Genomic DNA, 17,108 nt, shown 5'->3' on the forward strand with positions numbered 1-17,108 from the left:
CCGGAAGCACCGTAGCGGCCTCCCGATATCTTACCCGCATGAGCAAGCAACCCCGCTGGACGCAGACGTGGATCGGCGGCACCCGCGCCGCCGGCGTCGACCTCGGGCATCCGGGCGAGCGGCTCGGCCTCCCGAGGGAGGGCAGCGGATCGGTTTCGGGGTTCGGGCGGCGCATCGGCGCGATCACCGTCGACTGGCTCATCTGCACATGGGCCATCGCCGGCGGCCTGCTGCGGGTCGACCCGCGCAGCGCCGGCTGGGTGGGCTTCGCCGTGTTCGCCGCCGAGTACGTCCTGCTGGTGGGCACCATCGGCATGACCTTGGGCATGCGGCTGTTCGGCATCAGGGTCGCCGCGCTCGACGGCGGCCGGCCGGGGTTCGGCGCCGTCGTCCTGCGCACGCTGCTGCTCTGCCTGGTGGTCCCCGCCGTCGTCTGGGACCGCGACGGGCGCGGCCTGCACGACCGCGCCGCCCGCACCGTGGTCGTCCGGCTCTGAGCGGCCCGCGCCGAGCGGTTTGGCCCTCTCAGGGCCGCCTGGTGCAGGAGAAGATCGCGGTGCCCGGCAGCAGGCGGCCGCGCAGCGGGCTCCAGCCGCCCCATACGCGCTCGTGCCCGGCCGGCCACTCGGGTTCCACCAGGGACGTGAGCGTGAGCCCCGCCCCTGTCACCGCGCCCACCCAGTCGCCCAGCGTGCGGTGGTGCTCGACGTAGGACGGCTCGCCGTCCTCGTCCTGCTCCACGTACGGCGAACGGTCGAAGTAGGAGCGGTCGGCGGTCAGCCCGCGCGGGCCCGGATCGTCCGGAAACGCCCAGCGGATCGGATGGCTCACCGAGAACACCAGCAGCCCGCCCGGCCGCAGCACCCGGCGGATCTCGGCCAGCACCGCGCCGGCGTCGGCGACGAACGGCAGGGCCCCGTACGCCGAGCAGGCCACGTCGAAGGACTCGGAGGAGAAGGGAATGCGGCCCGCGTCGGCCTGGACCACGGGCAGGCGGGTGCCGATCTGCTCGTCGATGCGCCTGGAGTGCTGGAGCTGGCGGTGGGACACGTCGAACGCGGCCACCTCGGCGCCCTGGCCGGCGAGCCACCGGCCGCACTGCCCGGCGCCGCAGCCGATCTCGAGCACCCGCCGGCCGCGCACGTCGCCCAGCAGGCGCGCGTCGGCCTCGTCCAGCCCCTCGGGGCACCAGACGAAGCCGTCGTCGCGCAGGAAACCGCCGTGCTCGGCCTGGTAGTCGTCGGCCGCGGCGTCCCACCAGCGGCGGCTGGCCCGCGCGCTCGGCGCCTCGCCCAGCGCGCGGCGCGTCACCGGAGAGGAGCCGGAGGTCACCGCATCTTGCCGCGGGGCATGCGCGCGCCCTTCGGCATCGGGCCCTTCGGCACCGGAAGCGTCTGCGGCAGCGCCCGCAGGCGGTAGTTGACCTCGGACACCGCTTCCTTCTTCAGGTTGCGGGGGAGCTTCATCAGGTGGCGCTGCAGCTTGTTGATGGGCACCTGGCCCTCGCCGTCACCGCACTGGATGTCGTAGACCGGCACGTCGATGGCCACGCGCTGCACGCGCTTCTTCTCGGCCACGAGCATGCGCTGCACCCGCGAGCCGGGCCCCTCGGAGACCAGCACGATGCCGGGGAAGCCCACGACCCGGTGCACCACGTCCTGGTCGCGGGTGACCGCGACGGCCGGGGTGACCTGCCAGTTGCCGCGCATGCTCTGCAGGATCGCCGCGGCGGCGCCCGGCTGGCCTTCGAGCATCGAATACTGCGCCCGCTGGGCGAGCTGCCCGAACACCAGCAGGCCCACCGTGATCGCGACCATCACGCCGAGGATGATCAGCTGCCACAGCAGCCCGGTGACGAGCCCGACGACGACGAAGACGACCAGCGTGGCCAGCGCCGACGCGTAGACGATCGGCATCCCCTTGGGGTTGGCCTTCTGGATGATCTGAGCGACCATGCGGAGCTGCTTGACGCGCCCCGGGCGCTCTGGGTCTGCGGGCTTCTTCGCCATGGTTGAAGGATACAAACGCAAGGCTCAAGAAAGGAAAACGTGACCTGATGGCCGGTCGGACCGTGACCATCGACGTCACCCCGTCATCGTCCGCCTACGCCCGGCGACCCGCCGGCCCGCGAGCGGGAGAGACCGCCCCGGACGGCGTCCACGGGGCCGGTCACGGCGTACGAGGGCCGCCCGCTCATGGGCGACGAAGGCCGGCCGCTCAAGGCGGCTGTGGAAGGGTGCGGCATGCTTCGGATCGCCGAGTGAGGAGGCCGCCGCCTCGGATCACCGGGGAAGGGGGCCGGCCATGTCGGCGCGACGCCCCCTTCACGGATGCGGAACGGGCCTCAGGCGGTCTGGCGGGCCTCGACGGCCTGCCGGTAGAGCCGGCCGGCGCGGTAGGAGGAGCGGACCAGGGGCCCGGACATGACCCCGGCGAAGCCGATCTGCTCGGCCTCGGCCTGCAGCTCGACGAACTCCTCGGGCTTGACCCAGCGGTCCACCGGGTGGTGGCGCGGCGTCGGGCGCAGGTACTGCGTGATGGTGAGCAGGTCGCAGCCGGCCTCGTGCAGGTCGCGCATCGCCTGGACGATCTCCTCGCGCTCCTCGCCCATGCCGAGGATGAGGTTGGACTTGGTGACCAGGCCCGCCTCGTGGGCCATGGTGATGACCGCGAGGGAACGCTCGTACCGGAAGGCGGGGCGGATGCGCTTGAAGATGCGCGGCACCGTCTCGATGTTGTGCGCGAACACCTCCGGACGGCTTCCGAAGACCTCTTCGAGCTGGTCGCGGTGGCCGTTGAAGTCGGGCACCAGCAACTCGACGCCGCAACCGGGGATCATGGAGTGGATCTGCCGCGCGGTCTCGGCGTACAGCCAGGCGCCGCCGTCGGGCAGGTCGTCGCGGGCGACGCCGGTGACGGTGGCGTAGCGCAGGCCCATCTGCGCGACCGACTCGGCGACCCGGCGCGGCTCGTCGGTGTCGTACTCGGCGGGCTTGCCGGTGTCGATCTGGCAGAAGTCACAGCGCCGCGTGCACTGGTCGCCTCCGATGAGGAAGGTCGCCTCGCGATCTTCCCAGCACTCGGAGATGTTGGGACAGCCGGCCTCCTGGCAGACCGTGTGCAGACCTTGGTCCTTGACGAGCGATCTGATCTCGTTGAACGTCGGCCCGTTGCGGAGCCTGGTCTTGATCCACGGGGGCTTGCGCTCAATGGGGGTCTGGCTGTTGCGCACCTCCAGACGGAGGAGCTTTCGGCCTTCAGGAGCTACGGTCACGCCTTCCAGCTTACGTCCGCGTCCGCGCCGGACCGGCCATCGGGTGACCAGGCTCACGGCCCCTCCGGAGAGCGGTCAGAGCCGCCCGGACAGCAGGTCCTCCTCCTGGACGTCGACTCCTTCGGCGCCCAGGGCCTCGGCCAGGCGCCGCTCGGCGAACGGCAGCACCTCGTCGACGGTGATGCGCCGCCCGGTCTCGGCCGACAGCGAGGTGACCCCGGCGTCGCTGATGCCGCACGGGATGATGCGGTTGAACCAGCTCGGGTCGTTGGCGCAGTTGAGGGCGTAGCCGTGCATGGTGACGCCCTTGGCGACCCGGATGCCGATGGCGCCGAGCTTGCGGTCGGGCAGGCCGCTGGCGGGGTCGCCGGCGACCCAGACGCCGCTGCGCCCCTCGACCCGGCCACCGACCACGCCGAAGTCGGCGCACACCTTGATCAGCGCCTCCTCCAGCAGCCGGACGTAGGCGATGACGTCGAGCGCCTCGGTGAGCCGGACGATGGGATAGCCGACGAGCTGGCCGGGACCATGCCAGGTGATCTTGCCGCCGCGGTCGACGTCGATGACCGGGGTGCCGTCGGTGGGACGCTCCTCGGGGCGGGTGCGCTTGCCGGCGGTGTAGACGGGGGCGTGCTCCAGCAGCATGCAGGTGTCGGGGATCAGGCCGGCCGCCCGGCGGGCGTGGACCTCACGCTGGAGCTCCCACGCCTGCTCGTAGGGCACGTCGACTCCGAGGCGGACCAGCGCGAGTCTGCGAGGCTCACCGCCGTTGGTTCCTGCCTGCTTGGTATGGTCGGCGCGCTCAGTCACGGTGCAAGCCTAACGCGAGGTCAGGCGCTCACGCGGTCAGCGGGCGCGGGTCGATGCGGACTTCCTTGACTCCGGTGCCGTCGCGCTCGACGCGGTAGGCGTGGCCCCGGGGGTCCACGGTGACGGCCTGGATGAACTCGGTGCCGACGTAGTGCAGCGCCACCCCCTCGTCGGCGGCGTAGCCCTCGGGCAGCTCGCCGGAGGCGATCGACTCGTGCAGCAGGGCGCGGCGCTGCGGGTCGGAGTTGTAGTGCACCCCGCAGGAGTAGGGCAGCAGGCCGAGGCCCTCGGCCCACGGGCGCAGGACCGGACCGAAGGAATCGGTGTTGCCGCCCACGTGCCAGCACAGCGCGCCGGCGCTCTGACCTGCCAGGACGACACCGGCCCGCCAGGCCTCATCCATCGCCTCGTCCAGGCCGTGCAGCCGCCACAGCGCGGCCAGGTTGGCGACGCTGCCGCCGCTGACGTAGACGGCGTCCTGTTCCAGGAGCCACTCGCGGGGGTTGTCGACGTTCGGCATCGGGAACAGCGCGAGGTGGCTGACCTCGACGTCCCACGCCTGGAACGCGCCGTACATCTTCAGCAGCCACTCGGCGTCGTCGCCGGTGGCGGTGGCGAGCAGCCCGAGCTTCGGGCGGTCCTGGCCGGTGAGGTCGAGCGCGTACCGGAGCAGGCCCGAGGGCTCCATGACGCCCTGGCGCGGCGAGGAGACGAACGAACCGCCGCCGATGGCGAGGATGTGGGACTGGCCGAGCCTGCTCATGATCTCTCCTGCTGCCTGTTGGGAAGGGCGGGGAGGACCCTGCCTGGAAGGCGCACGGGCCGGACGCGGCCACCCTCCCGTTGTCACCGGACCGGCACCCTAGAGTATGGCTGCCAGGGCCCCGTCGAGACGCGGATGCCGGAACCGGTACCCCATCTCCAGCAGGCGGCGGGGAAGCGCGCGCTGGCCGATGAGCACGCCCTCGTCGGCCAGGTCGCCGAGGGCCGCGCGCAGCGCGAACCCGGGCACCGCCACCGGCATGGTGGGGCGGTGCAGTGCCCGGCCGAGGGCCCGGGTGAACTCCGCGTTGGTGACCGGCGTGGGGGCGGTGAGGTTGACCGGCCCGCGGACCTCGGGCTCGTCCATGATGTGCAGCACGGCGCCCACCCAGTCGGGAAGGGTGATCCACGAGACGTACTGCCGGCCGGAGCCCAGGGGCGCGCCGACGCCGAGCCGGAACACCGGCAGCATCTTGCCGAGGAAGCCGCCCTCGGGGGCGAGGACGTGCCCGGTGCGCAGCCGGACGACGCGGACGCCGGCCTGCTCGGCGGCGGCGGTCTCGGCCTCCCACGCGAGCACCAGCTCGGCGAGCCACCGCCCGTGCTCGCGCGCCCGGCCGCCCTGCGCGGACCCGGGCGTCTCGCCGCCCGGGGCCGCGGCCGGCTCGCCGGTGCGGGGGTCGAGCGGGCGCCACCCCGGCGGGGGCTGCCAGGACTCGTCGACCGGGTGCTCGCCGGTGTCCCCGTAGAGGCCGATGGCCGAGCCGCTGAGCCAGACGCGCGGCCGGTGCTCCAGCCCCGCCATCGTGGCGGCGAGGGTGCGGGTGCTGTCGACGCGGCTGGTGACCAGCTCGCGCCGGTGCTCGGGCGTCCACCGGCGGTCGGCGATGCCCGCTCCGGCGAGGTGGACGACGGCCTCGGCGCCCTCGAGCACCGAGGGCGCCAGAATGCCCTCGCGCGGATCCCAGAACGCCTCGTCCGGCGCGGCGGGCGTGCGGCGGACGAGCCTGACGACCGTGCGGCCCTGTTCGCGCAGGGCGCGCCCGAGCGCCGAACCGAGAAGCCCGGACGAGCCGGTGACCACGACTGCCATGCGATCACCCTACGTCCGCCGCCGCCCGTCGCCCCGGCAGCCCCCGCGTCATCACCGCGTGTCAGCCGCGGCGATGCCCGGTGATGCCCGGCCATGCCGGGCCCGGCCGGAGCCGGGCCCGTGGTGGTCAGCTCAGGCCGAGCTGGTTCTCGAACCGGCCCTCTTCCAGGCGGCGCTTGACCGTGGTCAGGAAGCGGGCGGCGTCGGCGCCGTCGACCAGTCGGTGGTCGTAGGTCAGCGCCAGGTACACCATCGAGCGGACCGCGATGACCTCGCCCTCGGGCGTGTCCAGGACGACCGGGCGCTTGACGACCGCGCCGGTGCCGAGGATGGCGACCTGCGGCTGGTTGATGATCGGCGTGTCGAACAGCGCGCCGCGGCTGCCGGTGTTGGTCAGCGTGAACGTGCCGCCGGACAGCTCGTCCGGGCTCACCTTGTTGGTGCGGGTGCGCTCGGCCAGGTCGGCGATCTTCCGGGCGAGGCCGGCGATGTTGAGGTCGCCGGCGTCCTTGATCACCGCGGAGGCGAGCCCGCGCTCGGCGTCGACCGCGAACGCCAGGTGCTCGTGGTCGAAGTAGGTGACCTCGTTGGTCTCGCTGTTGATCACCGCGTTGAGCTTGGGGTGCTGCTTGAGCGCCTCGACCGTCGCCAGCGCGAAGAACGGCATGAAGCTGAGCTTCACGCCCTCGCGGCGCTGGAAGTCGGCCTTGGCGCGGTCGCGCAGCCGCGCGATCTTGGTGACGTCGACCTCGACGACCGAGGTGAGCTGCGCGGAGGTCTGCAGCGACTCCATCGTGCGCTTGGCGATGGTCTGCCGCATGCGCGACATCTTCTCGGTGCGGCCGCGCAGCGTGGTGTCGGCCTGCACCGGCTCGGGCGCCGAGGCGGCGACCGGGGCGGCGGCCTGCGGAGCCGGGGCCTGCGCGGGGGCAGGGGCCTGCGCGGCCTGGGCCTGCGCCGCCTGCTCGCGCTGGACGCGCGCGGCCTCCAGGACGTCCTGCTTGCGGATGCGGCCGCCGACGCCGGTGCCGGTGAGGGCGTCCAGGTCGACGCCGTGCTCGGTGGCGAGCTTGCGCACCAGCGGCGTGACGTACGGGCTCTCGCCGGTGGCGCCGGACGCGATCGGCGACGGCGCCGCGGCGGCCGGCGCCTGCTGCGGGGCCTGCTGCTGCGGGGCCGGGCGCGGCGGCGCGGCCTGCGGAGCCGGCGGCTGCGGGATGGAGGAGACCGGGGCCTGCTGCGGAGCCGGGGCGGGCTCGGGCGCCTTGGCCGGCTCGGGCTCGGGTTCGGGCTGCGGCTCGGGCTGGGCCTGCGCCTGGGGCTCGGCCTGCGCGGGCGCGGCCGAACCGGCCCCGGCGCCGTCCTGGTCGATGATGGCGAGCTCGGCGCCGACCTCGACGGTCTCGTCCTCAGCCACGACGATCTTGGTGAGCACGCCGGCGGACGGGGAGGGGATCTCGGTGTCGACCTTGTCGGTGGAGACTTCGAGCAAGGGCTCGTCGGTCTCGACCTGGTCCCCTTCCTTCTTCAACCAGCGGGTGACGGTGCCCTCGGTCACGCTCTCGCCGAGCTGGGGCATGGTTACGGAAACCGGCATGGTGTCGTCTTCTCTCGCGTTTCCTGTGAGGGCTTAGTTGTGTACGTGCAGGGGCTTGCCGGCGAGCGCGAGCATCGCCTCGCCGACGGCCTCGGACTGGGTCGGGTGAGCGTGGATGAGCTGGGCCACCTCGGAGGGCAGTGCCTCCCAGTTGTAGATGAGCTGGCCTTCGGTGACGAGTTCACCCATGCGCTTGCCGACCATGTGAACCCCGAGGACGGGGCCGTCCTTCGCGGAAATGATCTTGACGGCGCCCTGGGTGCCGATGATCTGGCTCTTGGGGTTGCCGCCGAGGTCGTAGACCAGCTCGGTGATCTCGTGGCCGCGCTCCTTGGCGACGGCCGAGGTGATGCCGACCGAGGCGACCTCGGGGTCGGAGTAGGTGATGCGCGGCACGCCCGCGTAGTCGATCGGCACGGGGGACAGGCCGGCGATGTGCTCGGCGACGAGGATGCCCTCGGCGAAGCCCGCGTGCGCGAGTTGCAGGGTGGGGATGAGGTCGCCGACCGCGTAGACGCCGGGCACGCTGGTCTGGCAGAACTCGTCCACCACGACGGTGCCGCGCTCGATGGCGACGCCGGCCTCCTCGAAGCCCATGCCCGAGGTGACGGCCCCGCGGCCGACGGCCACCAGCAGCAGCTCGGCCTCGAAGGTCTTGCCGCCCTCGAGGGTCACCACGACGCCGGTGTCGCTGGTCTTCACGCTCTCGAAGCGGGTGCCCAGCTCGTACTTGATGCCGCGGCGGCGGAAAGCGCGCTCGAGCAGCTTGGAGCTGGACTCCTCCTCCAGGGGGAGCAGGTGGGGCAGGGCCTCCACGATGGTGACCTCGGCGCCGAAGGACTTCCAGACGGAGGCGAACTCGACGCCGATGACGCCGCCGCCGAGCACGATCACCGAGGAGGGCACGCGGTCGAGCTTGAGCGCGTGGTCGCTGGTGATGACACGCTCGCCGTCGATGTCGAGGCCGGGGAGCGACCGCGGGACCGACCCGGTGGCCAGCACGATGTTGTGGCCCTCGACGACCTGGTCGCCGACGACGACGCGCTTGGCGCCGTCCAGCCGGCCCTCGCCCTCGATGATCGTGACGCCCCTGCTCTTGAGCAGGCCCTGCACGCCCTTCCAGGCGCGGTTGACGATCTTGTCCTTGAAGGCGTGGACACCGGGCATCTCGACGCCCTCGAAGTGGGCCTTGACGCCGACGCTCGTGGCCTCGCGGGTCTCGTCGGCGACCTCCGCCGCGTGCAGGAGAGCCTTGGTGGGGATGCAACCCCGGTGCAGGCACGTGCCGCCGATCTTGTCCTTCTCGATCAGCGCGACGCTCTTGCCCAGCTCTGCCGCCCGCAGGGCGCAGGCGTACCCGCCGCTGCCGCCGCCCAGGACAACGATGTCGTAGGGGCCGCTGCCATCAGCCACTGGAAAGCTCCTTGTCGGATCGGTGGGCCCTCACGGCCGGGTCATGCCCGCTCTCGCGGCGCGCCCGGCCTGCCCAACAGCATCTTTTCACTTGTCTCGCGTATTCGTGACGCGCGCGGTGCGCCGGTGTGGACCGGCGGCGTGGCCGCCGGTTCCCCCGGCGCACCGCGCTCATCATGCCTCGTGACCGCTCTGGTGACGCTCGGCCAGCGCGACGAGGGTACGAGTGATCACGCCGGTGCCGCCCTTGGGGATGTACCCGTAGGGGGCCTCCTTGTTGAAGGCGGGGCCGGCGATGTCGAGGTGGGCCCAGCGCACGCCCTCGGGGACGAACTCGCGCAGGAAGATGCCCGCCGCGAGCATGCTGCCAGAGCGCTCGGGGTTGAGGTTGGCGATGTCGGCGATCGGGGAGTCCAGGCCCTTGCGCAGCTCCTCGGGCAGCGGCATGCCCCAGGCTCCCTCGCCCTGCGCCGTGGCGGCCTCGACGACCTCCTCGCGCAGTTCGTCGTCGGAGGCCATGACGCCGCTGGTGCGCCAGCCGAGGGCGACGATCTGGCCGCCGGTGAGGGTGGCCACGTCGACGATGATGTCGGGGTCGTCCTCGGCGGCGCGGGCGATGCCGTCCACCAGCACCAGGCGGCCCTCGGCGTCGGTGTCGAGGACCTCGACGGTCTTGCCGGCGTAGGTGTGCAGCACATCGGAGGGGCGCTGGGCGCTGCCGCTCGGCATGTTCTCTGCCAGGCACAGGTAGCCGACGGCGTTGACCCGCAGGCCGAGCCGGGCGATGGCGAGCAGGGCGCCGAACACCGCGCCCGCGCCGCCCATGTCGGACTTCATCCACGCCATGGAGGCGGACGGCTTGAGCGACAGGCCGCCGGAGTCGAAGGTGATGCCCTTGCCGACGTAGGCGACGGTCGTGGTGGCGTCGGGATGGGAGTAACCCAGGCGCACCAGGCGGGGAGGGTTCACCGAGCCCTGGCCGACGCCGACGATGCCGCCGTAGCCGCCCTCCTTCAGGGCCGTCTCGTCGAGCACCTCGACCGACAGGCCGGCCTTGGCCGCGGTCTCCTCGGTGATCTCGGCGAAGCGCGCGGGCGACAGGTCGGACGGCGGGGTGTTGACCAGGTCGCGGACCAGCGTGACCGACTCGGCCAGCGTCGCGGCCCGGCCCACCGCGCCGTCGGCGCCGGGGGCGTCGCTCAGCACGGTGACCGTCTCGAGCGGCGCCTGCCGGCCCTCGCCCGTGCGGTAGCGGGCGAAGTCGTAGGCGCCGAGCAGCGCGCCGAGCGCCACGGCCTCGGCCTGCTCGGGCGTGGCGGCGGGCAGCGCGAAGGCGGCCTCCGTCGTGCCGGCGAGCGAGCGGGCGGCCGCGCCGGCCGCCCGGCGCAGCGTCTCGAGGTCGTGCGCCCCCTCCTGCGCGGGGGCCTCGCCGAGCCCGACCGCGACGATCACCGGTGCGGGCACGGCGCCGAAGGAGGGGAACTTGGCGATCTCGCCGGCCTTGCCGGAGAACCCCAGCGCTTGCAGCGTGGGCGTGAGCCCGCCGGTGATGGCGGCGTCCAGGGCTTGCGCGCCGGGCGCGGGGCGGGGGCCGTCGGGCGAGGTATTGATGCCGACTACGAGGGCGCCGGTCTCGACCGGGCCCGAGTCAGAGGCGTTGAGTCGCACTGTCGTCACGTAGGCCGATGCTAGCCGTGCTTCTCCCGTACGCATAAACACGGGTTCGTCCTACGTATGTGAGGCCGCCTGTGGCGTCGATGATGCCAATGGCGCTAGTACCATCGTGCGTTTGATGTGAATGATGCTAGCGTCAATGGCACTATGCTGCTCACCCTCGATCTGAACGACCCGCGGCCGCTGCACGAACAGGTCACCGGAGCAATCAGGCGCGCCGTCGCGTCGGGCCTGGTGGTGCCCGGTCAGCGGCTGCCTCCGGCGCGCGAGCTCGCCGCCGCCATCGGTGTCAACGCCAACACGGTGCTGCGCGCCCTGCGGCAACTGCGCGACGAGGGCGTCCTTGAGTTCCGCCGCGGCCGGGGCGTCTCGGTGCTCGCTTCCCCCGACGGAGGCGAGGTCGTCCGGCGCATGGCGCGCGAGCTGCTGGAGGAGGCCGAACGTTACGGCCACGGCCCGGCGGACGTCATAGAGATCATCAAGGAGCTGGAGTCGTCATGACGTACCGATCGCGGTTCCTGCTGACGGCGGGCGCGTGGGCCGCGTCGGTGACCGCCGCCCTCGTCGTGGTCCCCCTCGTGCTCCGCGCCCGGCTGCCCGAGCCGCTGGCCACCCACTGGGGACCGCCGGGAGCGCCGGACGGCGCGTCGTCCTTCTGGGCCGCCCTCGGCCTGCAGATGGCGTTGTGGGCGGTGTTCGCGGGCCTCGCGGCGTACACGGTGCTCCGCGGGGACGCAGTGCGGCACAGGGCGCGCAGGAAGGCGGCCGCCGCGATGCTCGCCGGCGGCGCCGGACTGGCGCTGGGCACGCAGTGGACGACGCTCGGCGCCAACCTCGGCCGCGCCACCTGGCGGGACGCCGGAGCGGTCGGCGGCCGGGTTCCGCTGGTCCTCGCCGGAGCGGTCCTGCTCGGGGTGATCGGCCGGCTGCTCGCCTCGGCGGGGCCCGGCGACCCGCCGGAGGAGGGGGCGGCGCGGCTGCCCAGGCTCCGCCTGCGCGCCGACCGGCGCTCGGTGTGGGTCTCGGCGGCCTCCAACCGGTGGATGTCCGGCCTGTGCCTCGCCGCCCTGGCCGGTCTCGCCGTCCTCGCGGTCCTCGGCCTGGTCACCGGGGACGGCCGCATCCGCGACACCGCCGTCCCGCTGGTGATCGTCGCGGTGGTCGGCTGGGCCCTGTCGACGGTCGGCGCCCGGGTGAGCGAGCAGGGCCTGGTCATCTCGTTCGGCCCCTTCCAGTGGCCCACGCGGACGATCCCGCTCGACAAGATCCAGAGCGCCAGAGCCGAGGTGCGCCATCCGCTCGAAGTCGGCGGTTGGGGAATCCGCGGCCTCCCCGGGGCGTCCACCATCATGATCCGCGGCGGCGAGTGCCTCGTCGTGCGCTACACCTCCGGAGGCGAGCTGGCCGTGTCCGTGGACGACGCCGCGCGCGGCGCTGCGCTGCTCAACGCCCTGGTCTCCGCCCGTCCGGCCGTGTCCCCCTGACCTGCCGGGCGGAGGGAAGGGCCCGCCGCGGTCAGGGGGCGGCGGCGCAGATGATCAGGGCGGCCGCGGTGGCGACCTCCACCAGGGCGCCCAGCACGTCCCCGGTGATCCCGCCGAGCCGCCGGACGGCGTGGGCGCGCACCGCCCAGGCCGCGCCCAGACCGGCCGCGACCGCCACCGGGAAGACGACCAGGCCGCCCGCGAGCAGGCCGAGCACGAGGGCCCCTGCCGCGACCGCCGCCGTCGCGATGATCGCCGTACTCTGCCGGACCGTCCCGGCGACCATGGCGCCGAGGCCGCCGGGACGGGCGGACGGCACCCCGGTCACGCAGGCCCAGGTCACCGCCAGCCGCCCGGTGACGACGGCGAGCGCGAGCGCCGTGGGCCCGGCCTCGGAGGCCGCCGCGGCCTGCGTGAGCAGCGTGAAGACCAGCGTCACGACGCCGAACGGGCCGATGTCGGAGCGCTTCATGATGTCCAGGGCCTGCCCGGCCGGCTTGCCGCTGCCCAGGCCGTCGGCCAGGTCGGCCAGCCCGTCCAGGTGCAGGCCGCGGGTGAGCACGGCGAGGGTGCCGAGGCCGAGCGCCGCGGCCAGCAGCGGCGAGACCAGCAGCCCGGCGGCGGCCATGACCGCCGCACCGGCCAGGCCCAGGCCGAGCCCGATCAGCGGCGCCAGCGCCATGGCCCATCCGGCGGTGACGCGGTCGGTGCGGGGCAGTCCGGCCGGCCAGATGGTGAAGGTGCCGGCGGCCAGGCGCAGTCCTGCGGCGACCGGCTCCTCCGGCGCGGAGGACGCGGGCGTGTCAGGGGACATATCAGGAGGCATATCGGTAGCCCGGTCGAAGAGGTCTCACAGGGAACGAGGGACGACGCGGACGGCGGCATCGGCGGCCCGCCCGGCGCGGTCTCACAGGGGTCTCACAGGGGGAGGGGGACGACGCGGCCGGCGACGACGAAGACGGCCTCCTCCGACTCGGCGGCCAGACGCTGGTTCAGCCGGCCGAGGGCGTCGCGGAACACCCGCCCGCTGGCCGTGGCGGGGACCACGCTGAGGCCGACCTCGTCGCTGACCGCCACCACCTGCGCCCGGGTCTGCCGCCAGGCGGCCACCAGCTCGTCGCAGCGCGCCGCGACCGCGTCCAGTGCCGTCCCGAACCGTCCGGGCTTGCGGCCCCTCGGCCGGTCATGGGCGGGATCGTCCCAGGCCCCGCACGCGTCGAAGACCGCGGCGAGCCAGGTGCCGACGCCGTCGATCAGCAGCGGCCCCGTCTCGGAGCGCAGCAACGCCTCCAGCTCGGTGGTCTCGACGGTCGTCCAGTACGGCGGACGCCGCAGCCGATGGGCGCGGACCCGGGCCAGCCACTCGGCGTCGCGCCCGCCGGTCGGCCCGGTCGCGACGTAGGTGACGTCGGGCTCGGTGATCAGCCGCAGCTCGGCCTCGCCGGACTTGCCCGAGCGGGCGCCGCCGAGGACCAGCGCCCGCCTGGGCAGGGGCGGGCGCGCCGTCGCCGGGGTGCGCGTGTCGATGATCGTGCCGTCGTCCACCATCTCGCCGCCCCAGAAGCCGAGCCGCCTGCGCAGCTCGCCCTCCGAGGGGAGCCGGTGGTCCAGGTTGACGGCCACGACCTGCGTGCGGGCGGTGACCAGGCCGCGCCTGCGCAGGTCGCCGAGGCGCTGGGGCCGGTCGAGCAGGTCGATGAGCACCAGGTCGTAGGCGTCCTCCGCCCAGGAGGGCGAGGGGGAGCCGGACAGGTCGTCGGCGGAGACGGCGTACAGCACACGCCCGCGGTCGGGGCCGCTCACGGCGTAGCCGTCCGGCGTGACGGTCATCCGGTAGCCCTTGGGCATCGCCGCGGGAGGAGCCAGGGGGAGTCCGGCGGGCGGAGCGAGCCGCACCGCGTCGTCGAGCACGACGGCGGTGGGCAGGCGGTGGCCGGGGGACAGGCGGCGGCAGGACGCGCACCCGCAGTTGGGCTCGGGCCAGCCGTACGGACCGGCGGTGCCGGATAGCAGGACCTTCACTATGCCCGTGCCGCGCTGGTCGCCTCGGCGGAGGTGGCGGGAGCCGCGACGGCCGCCGTCACGGGAGCCGCTACGGCCGCCGTCACGGGAGCGCGAGCGGGCGCGGCCGGGCGTGCGGGCGCCGTCGCGCGTCCGGGTCCGGCGGCCGGGGCCGTCGGGCGTCCTGGTCCGGCGGCGGGGGCCGGAAGTCGGAAGTTGGGCGGCATCGTCCGGCCTCCAATCTCGGCTGTCGCGCGGTCGCGCAGGTCCGCTCCGTTCTGCCCGGCCTCTGGCCTGTCCCGCCGCGCGCACGGCAAGATCTGCGGCAGACTCCAGGGGATAGGGTCTGCACAGCCTGGTGAGGGCATTGGGCAAACCCCACGAAAAGGAGCGTATGGCATGACTTGGCGCTGGCGTTATGAGAACGCTAACGGTGGTGAGGTTTTGGACGGCCCGCTTCCGCGCGAGATCTTCCCGAGTCAGGCCGATGCCGAGTCATGGCTCGGTGAGAACTGGCGCACCTTGCTCGAGGCGGGAGTCGAGCAGGTCACGCTGCTGGAAGACGACAAAGTGGAGTACGCCGGGATGTCGCTGCGTGTGGAGTGAGCGCGGGGCCCCTTGGCTTTCCTGATGCCCATGTGACAAACGTTGTCAGAGTGACCGAAATACCAAGGGGCCCGAGACGACTCCTTTACGGCCGCGCCTTCATGCCGGCCCGGCGAAGGCGAGCCGTCAGCGCCCAGGCCGGGACGGCGGGCTCTGGGTCTTGGCCGGGTCGCGCTCGACGATCGCGCCCAGCGCGGAGTCGATCTTGGACATCACCTCGGCGTCGAGCTTCACCCCCGACGCCTTGACGTTGTCGGCCACCTGCTCGGGGCGGGTGGCGCCGATGATGGCCGAGGAGACGTTCGGGTTCTGCAGCACCCAGGCGACGGCCAGCTGCGCCATGCTGAGCCCCAGGTCCGCGGCGATGGGCTTGAGCTCCTGCACGCGCGACAGCACGTCGTCGTCCATGAACCGCGAGATGAAGCCCGACCCGGACGGGTCGGTCGCCCGCGACCCGGCGGGCGGGGCCTGGCCGGGCAGGTACTTGCCGGTGAGGATGCCCTGCGCGATGGGCGACCAGACGATCTGCCCGACGCCCTCCTTCTCGCACAGCGGCACGATCTCGGCCTCGATCACCCGCCACAGCATCGAGTACTGCGGCTGGTTGGAGATCAGCCGGTCGAAGCCCATCTCGTCGGCGATCTTCAGCGCGTCGGCGATCTGGGAGGCGGTCCACTCGCTGACGCCGACGTACAGGACCTTGCCCTGCCGCACGAGGTCGTCGAAGGTCTTCAGCGTCTCCTCGAGCGGCGTCTCGTAGTCGTAGCGGTGCGCCTGGTACAGGTCGACGTAGTCGGTCTGCAGGCGGCGCAGCGAGCCGTGGATGCTCTCGGTGATGTGCTTGCGCGACAGCCCCGCGTTGTTCGGCCCCGGCCCGGTCGGCCAGTACACCTTGGTGAAGATCTCGACCGATTCGCGGCGCACGCCCTTCAGTGCGCGGCCGAGGACCTCCTCCGCCTTGGTGGCGGCGTAGACGTCGGCGGTGTCGAAGGTGGTGATGTCCGCGTCGAGGGCGGCCCGCACGCACTCCTTGGCGGCGTCCTCCTCGACCTGCGAACCATGGGTGATCCAGTTGCCGTAGCTGATCTCGCTGACCTTCAGACCGCTGCGGCCAAGATGGCGATATTGCATGCTTTTGACCCTAACCGTCGCTTACTGGTGATCTGTTTCGGGGTAGTCTGCCCCGGGTGCGGCGGTTGATCACACGCGGGGTTGTACGGCGCGCGCTCGCGGTGGCCGCCGCGGGCGCGGCCCTGGCCATGGCGGCCTACGCCCTGCGCATCCTCACCCGCCGGCCGACCGCGCCCCACCCCCTCACGCCCCGCCCCGACACTCTTCCCGCGCTCCGAGCCGGCGCCCCTCCCGCTCCCTTGGACGAACGCGGGCCGGAGCGGACCGTCGTCCGGCGGCGGGGACGGCGGGCGGCGCCGGTCGCCGTGTTGTGCCTCGCGGTCGTGACGGCCGCCCTGCTCGGCGCCCGTGCCATACGGGACACCCCCGCGCCGGCCGCCGCCACCGCCCCGTCCCAGCCCGCTCCCTCACCCGGCGCGGTGGCCGGCACGGCCTCGCCGGAGGTCATCGCCTCGCCGGAGGTCACTGCGGGACCCGCCACGCCCGCGGGTGGCGCGTGCCCGCCCGAAGGACGCCGGGTCCTGGCCCGGCCGCTGGACCCACGGGTGCGCGCGGCGGTGGACCGCCAGTGGCGGCGCGTCGAAAGGTGGCTGCGGGCGAACGCGCCGGTGACCTATGCGGCTCTGCGTCCTCCGGCCAGAGCACGGGCCATCGCGGTCGCCGAGGCGCAGACCGGCCTGCGGTTTCCGGCCGGCCTGCGGGCGTCGCTGCTGCGTCACGACGGCTCCAGCGCGGAGGGCGCGGTGCTGCCCGGCCTGCGCGACCTCGGCGTGCGCGAGATCCGCGACACCTGGCGCGCGCTGTGCGCGGGACGGGGCCCGGCCGACTGGCCCGCAGGGCGGTGGGACGGCCGTTCGATTCCTTTCGCCGTGCCCGCGCCGGGCGTCGCCGGAGCGTCCGCCGTGATCGTCCCCGGACGGGGCGACGTCGGCCGCCCGAGCGCCGAGGGAGTCACGCGCGACCCGCGGAACGGCTGGACGTCGTCGTACGCGCTGCTCAGGGCGACGGCCGGGGCGTTGGAGGCAGGGCGGCCGGTGCGGGGGCTGCGGCCGGTGGTGTCAGGTGGCCGTCTGCGCTGGGTTCCGCCGGGTTTCTCGCCGTAGACCGGCGCCGGTTTCGCCGACCACCTTCCCACCGCCCCGGCGCCGAACAGCAGATCGTCATGGGGCAGAGCGCCTGCCGGGGTACGCGGCGCCGCGGGCGCTGACGGTGCGCGACCGGACAGGGGCCGACCTGTCGGCCGCGCGGGTGGTGGGGAGGTGT

At 73.5% G+C, this 17,108-nt stretch carries 17 protein-coding genes; 5 read left to right on the forward strand and 12 right to left on the reverse strand.

The genetic code is table 11. From position 1 onward, the window contains the following. Nucleotides 1-38: 38 nt before the first annotated feature. The gene (locus tag ABZU32_RS25725) at nucleotides 39-497 is read left to right on the forward strand and encodes an RDD family protein (protein WP_354843575.1); all 459 of its coding nucleotides are present in this window, start codon (nucleotides 39-41) and stop codon (nucleotides 495-497) included. Nucleotides 498-525: 28 nt separating this feature from the next. Here ABZU32_RS25725 and ABZU32_RS25730 read toward each other — a convergent pair whose 3' ends face one another. The 9 genes from ABZU32_RS25730 to ABZU32_RS25770 all read right to left on the reverse strand — a co-directional run bounded on the left by ABZU32_RS25730 (nucleotide 526) and on the right by ABZU32_RS25770 (nucleotide 10,626). Then, entirely contained in the window at nucleotides 526-1,332 is an 807-nt protein-coding gene (locus tag ABZU32_RS25730) for a class I SAM-dependent methyltransferase (RefSeq protein WP_354843573.1), read from the reverse strand. Further along, nucleotides 1,329-2,009: a DUF4191 domain-containing protein gene (locus ABZU32_RS25735; RefSeq protein ID WP_354843570.1), complete on the reverse strand. Its 681-nt coding sequence runs from the start codon at nucleotides 2,007-2,009 to the stop codon at nucleotides 1,329-1,331. Before ABZU32_RS25735 ends, ABZU32_RS25730 begins: the two co-directional genes overlap by 4 nt. A 335-nt stretch (nucleotides 2,010-2,344) precedes the next feature. Next, nucleotides 2,345-3,274 carry a lipoyl synthase gene (lipA, locus tag ABZU32_RS25740; RefSeq protein ID WP_354925911.1) on the reverse strand — a complete coding sequence of 310 codons (930 nt, stop codon included), beginning with the start codon at nucleotides 3,272-3,274 and terminating at the stop codon, nucleotides 2,345-2,347. Between the two features lie 75 nt (nucleotides 3,275-3,349). Beyond that, nucleotides 3,350-4,018, reverse strand: a complete 669-nt coding sequence (gene lipB / locus ABZU32_RS25745) for a lipoyl(octanoyl) transferase LipB (RefSeq protein WP_354925951.1) — start codon at nucleotides 4,016-4,018, stop codon at nucleotides 3,350-3,352. Between the two features lie 94 nt (nucleotides 4,019-4,112). Beyond that, nucleotides 4,113-4,847, reverse strand: a complete 735-nt coding sequence (locus tag ABZU32_RS25750; RefSeq protein ID WP_354843564.1) for a peptidase E — start codon at nucleotides 4,845-4,847, stop codon at nucleotides 4,113-4,115. A 99-nt stretch (nucleotides 4,848-4,946) separates the two neighbouring features. Further along, nucleotides 4,947-5,939: a DUF1731 domain-containing protein gene (locus ABZU32_RS25755; RefSeq protein WP_354925914.1), complete on the reverse strand. Its 993-nt coding sequence runs from the start codon at nucleotides 5,937-5,939 to the stop codon at nucleotides 4,947-4,949. 127 nt (nucleotides 5,940-6,066) lie between these two features. After that, nucleotides 6,067-7,536, reverse strand: a complete 1,470-nt coding sequence (gene sucB, locus ABZU32_RS25760; protein ID WP_354925917.1) for a 2-oxoglutarate dehydrogenase, E2 component, dihydrolipoamide succinyltransferase — start codon at nucleotides 7,534-7,536, stop codon at nucleotides 6,067-6,069. A gap of 33 nt (nucleotides 7,537-7,569) precedes the next feature. After that, nucleotides 7,570-8,949: a dihydrolipoyl dehydrogenase gene (gene lpdA / locus ABZU32_RS25765; RefSeq protein ID WP_354843555.1), complete on the reverse strand. Its 1,380-nt coding sequence runs from the start codon at nucleotides 8,947-8,949 to the stop codon at nucleotides 7,570-7,572. Between the two features lie 174 nt (nucleotides 8,950-9,123). After that, nucleotides 9,124-10,626 (reverse strand): leucyl aminopeptidase, encoded by a 1,503-nt coding sequence (locus ABZU32_RS25770; protein WP_354843551.1) that lies wholly within the window; start codon nucleotides 10,624-10,626, stop codon nucleotides 9,124-9,126. Between the two features lie 144 nt (nucleotides 10,627-10,770). On the opposite strand from ABZU32_RS25770, the gene ABZU32_RS25775 reads away from it, so the two are divergent. Both ABZU32_RS25775 and ABZU32_RS25780 read left to right on the forward strand, forming a co-directional pair. Further along, a complete protein-coding gene (locus ABZU32_RS25775; RefSeq protein ID WP_354843548.1) occupies nucleotides 10,771-11,124 on the forward strand; it encodes a GntR family transcriptional regulator in 354 nt (117 codons plus the stop codon). Continuing rightward, a complete protein-coding gene (locus ABZU32_RS25780) occupies nucleotides 11,121-12,107 on the forward strand; it encodes a DUF1648 domain-containing protein (protein ID WP_354925921.1) in 987 nt (328 codons plus the stop codon). The genes ABZU32_RS25775 and ABZU32_RS25780 overlap by 4 nt, the downstream gene beginning before the upstream one ends. 31 nt (nucleotides 12,108-12,138) lie before the next feature. On the opposite strand, the gene ABZU32_RS25785 is transcribed toward ABZU32_RS25780, so the two are convergent. Both ABZU32_RS25785 and ABZU32_RS25790 read right to left on the reverse strand, forming a co-directional pair. Next, entirely contained in the window at nucleotides 12,139-12,921 is a 783-nt protein-coding gene (locus ABZU32_RS25785) for an adenosylcobinamide-GDP ribazoletransferase (RefSeq protein WP_354925924.1), read from the reverse strand. A 104-nt stretch (nucleotides 12,922-13,025) separates the two neighbouring features. Next, nucleotides 13,026-14,129: a bifunctional adenosylcobinamide kinase/adenosylcobinamide-phosphate guanylyltransferase gene (locus tag ABZU32_RS25790; protein ID WP_354843540.1), complete on the reverse strand. Its 1,104-nt coding sequence runs from the start codon at nucleotides 14,127-14,129 to the stop codon at nucleotides 13,026-13,028. A 378-nt stretch (nucleotides 14,130-14,507) separates the two neighbouring features. Here ABZU32_RS25790 and ABZU32_RS25795 point away from each other — a divergent pair, with 378 nt between their 5' ends. Next, the gene (locus ABZU32_RS25795; protein WP_354843537.1) at nucleotides 14,508-14,714 is read left to right on the forward strand and encodes a hypothetical protein; all 207 of its coding nucleotides are present in this window, start codon (nucleotides 14,508-14,510) and stop codon (nucleotides 14,712-14,714) included. A 126-nt stretch (nucleotides 14,715-14,840) separates the two neighbouring features. On the opposite strand, the gene ABZU32_RS25800 is transcribed toward ABZU32_RS25795, so the two are convergent. After that, complete coding sequence (locus tag ABZU32_RS25800; RefSeq protein WP_354925926.1) at nucleotides 14,841-15,845, reverse strand: aldo/keto reductase family protein; 1,005 nt, start codon at nucleotides 15,843-15,845, stop codon at nucleotides 14,841-14,843. A gap of 56 nt (nucleotides 15,846-15,901) precedes the next feature. Here ABZU32_RS25800 and ABZU32_RS25805 point away from each other — a divergent pair, with 56 nt between their 5' ends. Next, nucleotides 15,902-16,948, forward strand: a complete 1,047-nt coding sequence (locus ABZU32_RS25805) for a hypothetical protein (protein ID WP_354925928.1) — start codon at nucleotides 15,902-15,904, stop codon at nucleotides 16,946-16,948. The last annotated feature ends 160 nt before the right edge of the window (nucleotides 16,949-17,108 follow it).

The sequence above is a fragment of the Sphaerisporangium sp. NPDC005288 genome (assembly GCF_040607475.1).
Classification (GTDB): Bacteria; Actinomycetota; Actinomycetes; order Streptosporangiales; family Streptosporangiaceae; genus Sphaerisporangium; species Sphaerisporangium rhizosphaerae.